Annotated in this window: 11 protein-coding genes; 8 read left to right on the top strand and 3 right to left on the bottom strand. The window is 66.8% G+C overall.

The window, feature by feature from the left end; translation table 11 throughout:
* The 8 genes from ACFU5M_RS33170 to ACFU5M_RS33135 form a co-directional block, all read left to right on the top strand.
* The coding region (locus ACFU5M_RS33170; protein ID WP_379055337.1) for an SRPBCC family protein at nucleotides 1-939 on the top strand (939 nt) is incomplete at its 5' end.
* Nucleotides 939-1,274 (top strand): hypothetical protein, encoded by a 336-nt coding sequence (locus ACFU5M_RS33165; RefSeq protein ID WP_379055335.1) that lies wholly within the window; start codon nucleotides 939-941, stop codon nucleotides 1,272-1,274. The genes ACFU5M_RS33170 and ACFU5M_RS33165, both read left to right, overlap by 1 nt.
* Before the next feature lie 26 nt (nucleotides 1,275-1,300).
* Nucleotides 1,301-2,143 carry a TauD/TfdA dioxygenase family protein gene (locus ACFU5M_RS33160; protein WP_379055333.1) on the top strand — a complete coding sequence of 281 codons (843 nt, stop codon included), beginning with the start codon at nucleotides 1,301-1,303 and terminating at the stop codon, nucleotides 2,141-2,143.
* 31 nt (nucleotides 2,144-2,174) lie between these two features.
* Nucleotides 2,175-3,449 (top strand): aromatic ring-hydroxylating dioxygenase subunit alpha, encoded by a 1,275-nt coding sequence (locus ACFU5M_RS33155; protein WP_379055331.1) that lies wholly within the window; start codon nucleotides 2,175-2,177, stop codon nucleotides 3,447-3,449.
* Nucleotides 3,446-3,778: a hypothetical protein gene (locus ACFU5M_RS33150; RefSeq protein ID WP_379055329.1), complete on the top strand. Its 333-nt coding sequence runs from the start codon at nucleotides 3,446-3,448 to the stop codon at nucleotides 3,776-3,778. The genes ACFU5M_RS33155 and ACFU5M_RS33150 overlap by 4 nt, the downstream gene beginning before the upstream one ends.
* On the top strand, nucleotides 3,775-5,052 hold the full coding sequence (locus ACFU5M_RS33145) for an amidohydrolase family protein (protein ID WP_379055327.1): 1,278 nt from the start codon (nucleotides 3,775-3,777) through the stop codon (nucleotides 5,050-5,052). The genes ACFU5M_RS33150 and ACFU5M_RS33145 overlap by 4 nt, the downstream gene beginning before the upstream one ends.
* A 24-nt stretch (nucleotides 5,053-5,076) precedes the next feature.
* Nucleotides 5,077-5,397 (top strand): hypothetical protein, encoded by a 321-nt coding sequence (locus tag ACFU5M_RS33140; protein WP_379055325.1) that lies wholly within the window; start codon nucleotides 5,077-5,079, stop codon nucleotides 5,395-5,397.
* A 14-nt stretch (nucleotides 5,398-5,411) separates the two neighbouring features.
* Nucleotides 5,412-6,854 (top strand): aldehyde dehydrogenase, encoded by a 1,443-nt coding sequence (locus tag ACFU5M_RS33135; RefSeq protein WP_379055323.1) that lies wholly within the window; start codon nucleotides 5,412-5,414, stop codon nucleotides 6,852-6,854.
* Nucleotides 6,855-7,081: 227 nt separating this feature from the next.
* On the opposite strand, the gene ACFU5M_RS33130 is transcribed toward ACFU5M_RS33135, so the two are convergent.
* The 3 genes from ACFU5M_RS33130 to ACFU5M_RS33120 all read right to left on the bottom strand — a co-directional run bounded on the left by ACFU5M_RS33130 (nucleotide 7,082) and on the right by ACFU5M_RS33120 (nucleotide 8,986).
* Nucleotides 7,082-7,855 (bottom strand): DUF3500 domain-containing protein, encoded by a 774-nt coding sequence (locus ACFU5M_RS33130; RefSeq protein ID WP_379055321.1) that lies wholly within the window; start codon nucleotides 7,853-7,855, stop codon nucleotides 7,082-7,084.
* 281 nt (nucleotides 7,856-8,136) lie between these two features.
* Entirely contained in the window at nucleotides 8,137-8,337 is a 201-nt protein-coding gene (locus ACFU5M_RS33125; protein ID WP_379055339.1) for a DUF6294 family protein, read from the bottom strand.
* Nucleotides 8,261-8,986: a hypothetical protein gene (locus ACFU5M_RS33120; RefSeq protein ID WP_379055341.1), complete on the bottom strand. Its 726-nt coding sequence runs from the start codon at nucleotides 8,984-8,986 to the stop codon at nucleotides 8,261-8,263. The genes ACFU5M_RS33125 and ACFU5M_RS33120 overlap by 77 nt, the downstream gene beginning before the upstream one ends.
* Nucleotides 8,987-9,505 lie beyond the last annotated feature (519 nt).

The raw sequence follows: 9,505 nt of genomic DNA, 5'->3' as shown, positions 1-9,505 counted from the left end.
TGTCGGCAGTTCACGTGTAAGTATCACGGCTGGCGCTATGGGCTCGATGGCGCGTTGTCGTTCGTGCAGCAGGAGAGCGAGTTCTTCGACCTCGACAAGGACCAGTACGGGCTGGCTCCGGTGCACTGCGAGTTGTGGGCGGGATTCATCTTCGTCAACCTCGCCGCCCAGCCACCACAAACACTGCGAGAATTCCTCGGCCCCATGGTCACCGCCCTGGAGGGCTACCCCTTCGACCGCATGACCGAGTGGTACGAGTTCCGGGCCGAGAACCACAGCAACTGGAAGCTTTTCGCCGACGCCTTCCAGGAGTACTACCACGTGCCGGGTCTGCACTCGCAGCAGGTCCCCGGGGCGGTGCGCAAGCCGGATGCCGGGTTCACCTGCGCGCATTTCCAGCTCGACGGTCCGCACCGCATGGTCAGCACCGGTGGCGCTCGGCGTTGGACGCTGCCCGCCGAGTACATGTATCCGATCGAGCGGGTCACCCACAGCGGGCTGGTGGGGCCGTGGGAGTCCCCGGATATCGGTGAACTGCCGCCGGGCATCAATCCCGGCCGGGTCGAGCCTTGGGGGATCGACAACTTCCAGATCTTCCCCAACATCGAGATCCTGTTCTACCGCGGCTGGTACCTGCTCTACCGCTACTGGCCCACCTCGTACAACACGCATGTGTTCGAGGGCACGCTGTGCTTCCAGCCGGCCGACACCGTGCGCAAACGCGTCGAGCACGAGGTGGCCTCGGTCGTGTTCAAGGAGTTCGCGTTGCAGGACGCGGGCATGTTGACCGGCACCCAGACCGCGTTGGAGCAGGCATACCGCACCGCGAAGGTCACCGACTACCCGGTCAACGACCAGGAGATCCTGGTGCGGCACTTCCACAAGGTCGTGGCCGACTGGGTGAACGACTACCGCGGCGAGCGCGTGGGAGCCCGGTGATGAGCGGACCCATGCTGCCACCGGCCTTCGCCGAGTTCGAGAAGTTCGCGCCCACCTGGTGCCTGGAGTCCGAGACGGCCAGATGGGCCCAGCGGCAGGCCGGCACGATGGAGGAGCTCAACGCCTTCTACGACGCGTTCTTCCCCCGCCTGGACGAGGCCATCGACTATTGCGACAAGTTCCCCCTCGACGAACTGCCCGACGACGCCCTCAACCTGCTCCACCTCATCTACTCGCTGGTCATGGTGGCGATGGCGGTGGAGATCTTCCAGCAGCCCGCACCGGTCGACAGCGCCGACGCCTGGCTGGAGCGGGTCAGCGAGCCCACGCCCTGACCGGGCCGAATCCGAAGGACACGATCATGACAACACTCACCGTGGAGAAGCTGGGCCACGACGTCGGCGCCGAGATCGTCGGCCTCACACCCGACCAGCTCGTGGGAGACCCTGCCGTGCCCGGGGCGATCAAGCAGGCACTCGAGGACAACGGCGTGCTCGTCTTCCGGAGCCTGCACCTGGACCCGGAAACACAGGTCGCGTTCTGCCGCACCCTCGGACCGATCGACACCTCCGCGGGCCACCACCCGGTCGAGGGAATCTACCGGGTCAGTCTCGACACCTCGAAGAACTCCTCGGCGAGCTACCTGCGCGCCACCTTCGACTGGCACATCGACGGGTGCACACCGGAGGACGACGCCTACCCGCAGATGGCCACGATGCTGTCCGCGAAGGCCGTGGCCGCCACGGGCGGGGAGACCGAATTCGCCAGCACCTACAAGGCTTACGACGATCTGAGCGAGACCGAGCAGAACCATCTTGCGGGGCTGCGGGTGGTGCACTCGCTGGAGGCGTCGCAGCGGCGGATCACGCCGAACCCAACCCCCGAGCAGCTCGCGGCGTGGCGGCGGCGGCCGGTCCGCGAACACCCGATCGTGTGGACGCACCGGTCCGGACGCCGCTCGCTGGTGCTGGGCGCCTCCGCCGGGGAGGTGGTGGGCCTGGATGCCGATCGGAGCCGGGCCCTGCTCGACGACCTGCTCGCCCGCAGCACCGCACCGGAGCGGGTGTACCGGCACGAGTGGTCCGTCGGCGACACCGTGATCTGGGACAACCGCGGCGTGATCCACCGCGCCGCGCCCTACGAGCCCGATTCGCCACGGGAGATGCTGCGCACCACCGTGCTCGGCGACGAACCCATCCAGTGACCCGGCCCGAACACAGCACAGGAGGACGACCATGCCTGGTTGGCCCAAACCCCCCGAAGGCAGTTGGACCCAGCACTACCCGGACCTGGGCACCGCCCCGGTGTCCTATGAGGACTCCATCTCCCCGGAGTTTTTCGAGTTGGAGCGGGAGGCGATCTTCAAGCGTGCCTGGCTGAATGTGGGCCGGGTCGAGCAGGTTCCGAAGGTGGGCAGCTATTTCACGAAAGAGATCGATGCCGCGCGGACCTCGGTGATCGTGGTGCGTGACCGGGAGCGTCAGGTGCGGGCGTTTCACAACATCTGCCGTCATCGGGGCAACAAACTGGTCTGGAACGATTTTCCGAAGGAAGAGACGTCCGGTACGTGTCGGCAGTTCACGTGTAAGTATCACGGCTGGCGCTATGGGCTCGATGGCGCGTTGTCGTTCGTGCAGCAGGAGAGCGAGTTCTTCGACCTCGAAAAGGACCAGTACGGGCTGGCTCCGGTGCACTGCGAGGTGTGGGCGGGATTCATCTTCGTCAACCTCGCCGCCCAGCCACCACAAACACTGCGAGAATTCCTCGGCCCCATGGTCACCGCCCTGGAGGGCTACCCCTTCGACCGCATGACCGACCGCTACTACTATCGGGCCGAGGTCGGCGCCAACTGGAAGCTGTACATGGACGCCTTCCAGGAGTTCTACCATGCGCCGGTGCTGCACGCGAAGCAGACGCCGGACAACTACTCCACCGCCGCCCAGCAGGCCGGATTCGAAGCGCCGCACTATCAGCTCGACGGCCCGCACCGGCTGGTCAGCACCTCCGGTGTGGTCGCATGGGAACTCGACCCCACCATGCGCAAGCCCATGGAGGACATCACCCGCAGCGGGTTGTTCGGGCCATGGGAGAAGCCCGAACTGGGCCCGATGCCGCCGGGGCTGAACCCGGCGAAATGTGACCCGTGGGGGCTGGACTCCTTCCAGCTGTGGCCCAACTTCGTGATCCTCATCTGGTCCGGCGGCTGGTACCTGACCTACCACTACTGGCCGACCAGCCACAATCGTCACATCTTCGAGGGCAACCTGTACTTCGTGCCCGCACGCACCCCCCGCGAACGAGTCGCCCACGAGATGGCGGCGGTCACCTTCAAGGAGTACGCCCTGCAGGACGGCAACACCCTCGAAGCCACGCAGACCATGCTCGAATCGCGCGCGGTCACCACGTTCCCGCTCAACGACCAGGAGATTTTGCTGCGTCACCTGCACAAGGTCGCCGGCGAGTGGGTCCAGTCCTACCGGGACGAGCACACCGAGGTGGGTACCCGATGAGCGCCCTGCTGCCGGCGGAATTCGCCGACCTGGAACCCTTCGCCGAAATCTGGTGCCTGGAAACCGAACCCGAACGCTACGCCCGGCGTCTGGCCAGCTCGATGGAGGACATGCAGCGCTTCTACGACGCGATCACCCCACGCGCCGAAGCGGCGATGAAATACCTCGACGAGTTCGCGCTCGACGAACTGCCCGACGACGCCCGGCGCCTGCTGTGGCTGCTGTACTCGATGGTGATGGTCTCGTTTCCGGTGGAGGTGTGGAGCCAGCCTCGCGTCCCCGACTCCGGCGCGGCGATGCTCGACTGCCTGATCGAGCCACGGCCATGAGCACCGAGGCCATCGTGCTGCGGGCCGCCCGCTGGGTCGATGTGGTGACCGGCGAGGTGCACAGCCCCGGCGTGATCGTGGTGCGCGGCGAATACATCGAGGCGGTGGACCCCACCGTGAAACCCGCCGACTCCACGGTGCTCGATCTGGGCGACACCACCTTGCTGCCCGGGTTGATGGACATGGAGATCAACCTGCTCATCGGCGGCCCGGAGAATCCTTCCGGGTTGCCCAGCCCGATGCACGGGGTGCAGGACGATCCCGTCTATCGCACGCTGCGTGCCACGATCAATGCCCGCACGACGCTGCTGGCCGGTTTCACCACCGTCCGCAACCTCGGGCTGATGGTGAAGACCGGGGGATACCTGCTCGATGTCGACCTGCACCGCGCCATCGAGCAGGGCTGGTTTCCCGGTCCGCGGATCGTGTCGGCGGGCCATGCCATCACACCGACCGGGGGACACCTGGATCCGACCATGTTCCAGCGTCTTGCCCCGCACATCATGCCGCTGTCGGTGGAGGAGGGCTTGGCCAACGGCGTCGACCAGGTGCGGCACGCGGTGCGGTATCAGATCAAGTACGGCGCGGGAGTCATCAAGATCTCGGCGTCGGGCGGGGTCATGTCGCACAGCACCGCTCCGGGCACCCAGCAGTACTCCGATGAGGAACTGCGCGCCATCGTCGACGAAGCCCATCGCGCCGGGCTGAAGGTGGCCGCGCATGCGCACGGCGACGCCGGAATTCGCGCGTGCATCCGGGCCGGTGTCGATTGCATCGAACACGGGTCACTGGCCAGTGACGACACCATCGCCATGATGGTGGAGCACGGCACGTTCCTGGTTCCGACCAGCTACCTGTCCGAGGGTCTCGACGTGTCCAAAGCGCCGCCCGCCCTACAGGAGAAGGCCGCGACCGTGTTCCCGCAGGCGCGGCGCATGCTCGGCAAGGCCATCGAGGCCGGCGTCAAGATCGCCTGCGGCACCGACGCTCCGGCCGTTCCGCACGGCGACAACGCCAAGGAGCTGTGGGCGATGGTCGACCGGGGAATGACCCCCGCCCAAGCGCTGCGCGCGGCCACCGTCACCAGCGCCGCACTCGTCGGCGCCGAGAATCGCGGCAGGCTCGCCCCCGGCCTGCTCGCCGACATCATCGCCGTTCCCGGCGATCCCACCCGCGACATCACCGTCACCGAACACGTGCGGTTTGTGATGAAAGGTGGTGTCGTGCACAAGAATACGGCCGCCGACCGCGCGGCCGCGCTGCCCGTCCGATAACCCCGTCACGCCAGGAGAAGGCAAATGCCCACCGGAATTCTCTTCGTCGAATCGCGCCCGAACTCCGCCGAGGAGGCCGCCGCCTACCACGACTGGTATGAGAACACCCACCTCGCCGAGATGTGCAAGCTCGACGGCGTCGTCGCCGCCCGACGCCTCGCCACCGTCGACGGCGACCCCAGCTACATCGCCCTCTACGAGATCGAGGCCGACGACCTCGAGGCCGTGCGCGCGGCACTCGGACAGAAGTCCCGGTCCGGGGAGATGTCCGCGCCGGTGGGCTTGCAACTGGATCCGCCACCGGTCGTGCGGTTGCTGCGCGACGTCGCCGCCTACCGGCCCTGACCCCGGACTGTCCGATGCGCGAACACACCAGCCTGTTCATCGGCGGCGAATGGCGGGCGCCCAGCACCGACCGCACCCTCGAGGTGGTCTCACCGCACACCGAAACGGTGATCGCGCGGCTCGCGGCGCCGGACGTCCGCGATGTCGATCTTGCCGTGGCCGCGGCCAGGGAAGCCTTCGACCACGGTCCGTGGCGGGGCTTCGGCGCTGAGGAGCGCATCGGCATCGTCCGCGGCCTCATCGACCGCTACACCCAGCGCGAGGACGAACTCGCGCGGCTGATCACCGCGGAAATGGGCGCACCCCTACGATTCTCGCGCTCCGCGCACGCCCGGCTCCCCGGAGTCATGATGCGCTCGCTCGCCGACATCGCGGCGAACTATCCGTGGGAGGAGACCCGGCCCGGCTACTTCGGTGCCGACATCCTGGTCTGTCACGAGCCCGTCGGCGTTGTCGCGGCGATCGTGCCGTGGAACATGCCGATGTTCCTCACCGTCGCCAAGCTGATCCCGGCGCTGCTGGCCGGATGCACCGTGGTGCTGAAACCCTCCCCGGAAACACCTTTGGACGCCTACCTCATGGCCGATCTTCTGCGGCACAGCGGCATCCCACCCGGAGTTGTCAGCATCCTGCCCGGCGACCGCGACATCGGTGCTCATCTCGTCGCCCACCCCGGTGTGGACAAAGTGTCGTTCACCGGCTCCACCGCCGCGGGCCGCCAGGTCGCCGCCGCGTGTGCGCCCGCGCTGCGCCGGGTGAGCCTCGAACTGGGCGGCAAATCGGCGGCGGTGGTGCTCGACGACGCCGACCCGGACCATGTCGCCGAGGGGATGAAGGTGGCCGCGCTCATGAACGGTGGGCAGGCCTGCGTCGTGCAGTCCCGAATCTTGCTGCCCCGCAGCCGGTATCACGAGTACGTCGAGGCACTGAGCGAGATGGTGTGGGCGCTGCGCGTGGGTGACCCCTTCGACGAGACGACCGACATCGGTCCGCTGGTGTCCCGAAGCCAGCAGGCCCGGGTGCGCGGCTACATCGACACCGGAATCCGCGAGGGCGCGCATCCGGCTGTCGGCGGCGCCGACATGCCGACCGGCTGTGACCGGGGATGGTACGTCCGCCCCACCCTCTTCACCGATGTCGACCCTCGGATGCGCATCGCCCGCGAGGAGATCTTCGGGCCGGTCCTGACCGCCATCCCCTACGCCGGTGACGAGGAGGCGATCGCGATCGCAGACGACACCGACTACGGGTTGTCGGGCTCGGTCTGGTCGAGTGAACCGGACCGGGCCCTCGCGGTCGCGCGCCGAATCCACAGCGGGAGCTTCGGCATCAACCAGGCCTACAGCATGGACCCCGTCGCGCCCTTCGGCGGAGTCAAGGCCAGCGGCATCGGCCGCGAGTTCGGCCGCGAGGGGCTGGCCGGATACCTGACCACCAAATCCGTGTCCGGCATCTGATCGTCATGAGTGCTTCGATGACATCGCCACGCAGGTACGGCAAATATTCGGCAACAGTGGGCGGGCGAGCCTCGGCGACGAGCGTCAGGGACAGTACGGTCGCCGTCGGCGTGGTCACGGGAGACGCGCGGGCGGCCCTGACATTCGCCCGGGAGTCGACAGCAAAGCGATCGGCGTGCACTGACAAGGTTGCCCGCCGTTCCTGCCCGCATTTGCTGCCGTACCTCTCAATGCGTGGAGCGCCGACGGTGTTCGGCCAGGCTGTCGAGCCCGAAATCCGAGCGCGGGTTGCGCCAGACCGAGTGGGCATGGTTGGCGTGACGCTGCGTGTTGTCGTATTCGATGAGCAGGTCGGGGCCCTGGATCCGGTAGTAGTGCGGTTCGCCGGACTCGAGGCCGCCTGCCCATCCGAAGTAGACCTCGTCGAGTACGTGGTCGGCTTCGTAGTGCGCAGCGTGGGCATCGGCGAGTGCTCTCGGCGCACGACCGGTGAACAGGCTGATCAGCTGGCGTAATACGTGCCGTTGCTCTGGGTCGAGGTCGCGCGCGGCCAAACCTTTGGGGAGAAAGGAAATCGCCATGGCGGCGTGGTCGGCTGCGGTGTATCCGCTACCGCTTTCGGCGCGCAGGTCGATATCGTCATAGCCACGACTGGCCAGATCCTCGGCCAAGCCGGTGCCGTACACGCGGGTGTCTCCTGCCCCGGATGAGTAGAGGACCACCGGGAAGGCCGCCCCCGCCAATGCGGGTGCGTCGGTGTAGGAGTTGGTCAACAGACCCGGCAGTCCGACACCCGAGCGCTTCTCCAGATCCGGGATCAGCGTCTTCGATATGTAGTGGGCCCGCGGATATTTGACGACGTCAGTGGTCGGATAGAACACCGACACCATCAGCTCACGCTGGCGGTCGGCATAGAACGGGTCCTGCCTCGACGCATCGACCAAGTGCAGAACGGTTTCACCCACCAGGTACTGACCACCCGGCCGGGGAAGAACGGTCACACCGACAGGCGATGCGTCGGCCACTGTCGCGCTCCCCGCTACCAGCGCGAAAGCAGACAGGCATACCACAGTCATCCGCCGGATCAACGTTCCCCCAAAAAAGTGACTCAACTGACATTCACATGCCGCGCAGACGCTATCAAATGAAACCGCTGCCCCACAACGGAACTCATCGCAGCGATCATTCTGCGCCGGAGATCTGGGCTACGACCATTGTCGATGCTGCACACAGCGGGCCGGGCCGGCGGAGACGAAGCGACCACACGGAGCGGGCTGAGGACTCAGCAGTGATTCTGCAATTCGATGCGCCCGATGTCGTCGAATACCTCTGGGCGGAACGTCGCGTGGAACTCCCAGGGGTATTGTTGGTCCGAGTCGGGCAGATTGATCACGAATCTGGTGTTGTCATCGACCGGTCGCTGCTCGCCTGCGACGAGGTGACCCAAGTGCCGGCCGTTTCCGCTCACCAAGCGTGCGTGCATGAGCCACGCGTCGTTGTCGTCGCCGCTGGTGACCCTCGCGGGTGAAATGCGCTGTGCCATCGTACTTCAGCACCCAGTGTGCACCGGCGAACATCGTGCAGTCCCCGGCGTGCATGTCGCGATCCCACCAGAACACTTTGGGCGGCTTGGGGTCTTGTTGGGCGGCGGCGCTGCCGGTGACGGCGGTAACAGCCAGCAGAATGCCGGCCGCGAGTGTGAAAATTCTGCGGTGAGTCTGTGTGACCATCGCCGTGCTCGTAGAAAATATCGCAGGCGAATGCTCAGCCGTTGGCGCGATTTCGCGCACTGCTCCTCGACGGACCACGACCCGCACACCAACTGAACCGATGGGGTTCGGTCTCCAGCGTGGCTCAGGACGTCCAGATGATCCGGCCGCCTCGGAAGTCTCGAGCTTTGCCGTACGGCAGTCAGGTGAGTGGGGCACGCCGGTCATCGGCCGCAACCGGTACATCACGCGAAGGCCAGCCTCGGCCGTGAATGCGACATTCGGCTGGCCGAAGTCACCGGCGGCCAGGTGCGGACCACTGTTGAGCCCGACCGTGGACGTCAAGAGCGCGGCCTCGAACAGCAGGAACTCGGCGCGTTGCACCGTGATCCCCAGCCGCACGGCGGTGGCGGCCTGGGCCATGATCGCGCATGGTTCGAGACCAAGGCGTAGCGGTCGGCAACGAGTCTGCGACCGGGGCGGGTAGGCAGGATCGATGCGCCGGGCATATCCCGCAGTTCCCGCAACACGCCCCACACGGTGGATTCGGGAAGATAGCCCGCGGCCAGGGACAGGGACCGGCCACCGAACTCGACGACGGGCACACCACGCGCGACCTGGCCGCCCACCGCCGACGCCCACGCCCATGCCTGCAACACCGCCGACACGGTCCACCGCCGCGGGGATCGGGGCCACTGCGCGTGCGTCGGAATTCGGGGGCGGTGTGCTCGGCCCACCGGTAGACGGAGATCCAGTCGCGGCGCATCGCGGCGTCGCCGCCGCGGCCGTAGCGGTGGTAGGCGTCGGCGAACCCGCGCCGGCTGCCGCCAGCGGTAGGTAGTTCCGCGCGCACGTCGAGGTAGGGGCCGACCCACGAGGCGAACTGCTGGGCCAGTGCCACACTCACCTCCCTTTATCAGCGGCTCCGTGGCCCGCCTACCG

The organism is Nocardia sp. NPDC057455 (assembly GCF_042802775.1).
Classification (GTDB): Bacteria; Actinomycetota; Actinomycetes; order Mycobacteriales; family Mycobacteriaceae; genus Nocardia.
The sequence above is the reverse complement of the archived record's forward strand: the minus strand, read 5'-3'. Positions and strand labels throughout refer to the sequence as shown.

Excerpts from the sequence above, each read along its gene's own strand:
- ACFU5M_RS33165 (WP_379055335.1), top strand. The coding sequence starts at position 939 with ATGAGCGGACCCATGCTGCCACCGGCCTTCGCCGAGTTCGAGAAGTTC.
- ACFU5M_RS33160 (WP_379055333.1), top strand. The coding sequence starts at position 1,301 with ATGACAACACTCACCGTGGAGAAGCTGGGCCACGACGTCGGCGCCGAG.
- ACFU5M_RS33155 (WP_379055331.1), top strand. The coding sequence starts at position 2,175 with ATGCCTGGTTGGCCCAAACCCCCCGAAGGCAGTTGGACCCAGCACTAC.
- ACFU5M_RS33150 (WP_379055329.1), top strand. The coding sequence starts at position 3,446 with ATGAGCGCCCTGCTGCCGGCGGAATTCGCCGACCTGGAACCCTTCGCC.
- ACFU5M_RS33145 (WP_379055327.1), top strand. The coding sequence starts at position 3,775 with ATGAGCACCGAGGCCATCGTGCTGCGGGCCGCCCGCTGGGTCGATGTG.
- ACFU5M_RS33140 (WP_379055325.1), top strand. The coding sequence starts at position 5,077 with ATGCCCACCGGAATTCTCTTCGTCGAATCGCGCCCGAACTCCGCCGAG.
- ACFU5M_RS33135 (WP_379055323.1), top strand. The coding sequence starts at position 5,412 with ATGCGCGAACACACCAGCCTGTTCATCGGCGGCGAATGGCGGGCGCCC.
- ACFU5M_RS33125 (WP_379055339.1), bottom strand. The coding sequence starts at position 8,337 with ATGCACGCACGCTTGGTGAGCGGAAACGGCCGGCACTTGGGTCACCTC.
- ACFU5M_RS33120 (WP_379055341.1), bottom strand. The coding sequence starts at position 8,986 with ATGGCCCAGGCCGCCACCGCCGTGCGGCTGGGGATCACGGTGCAACGC.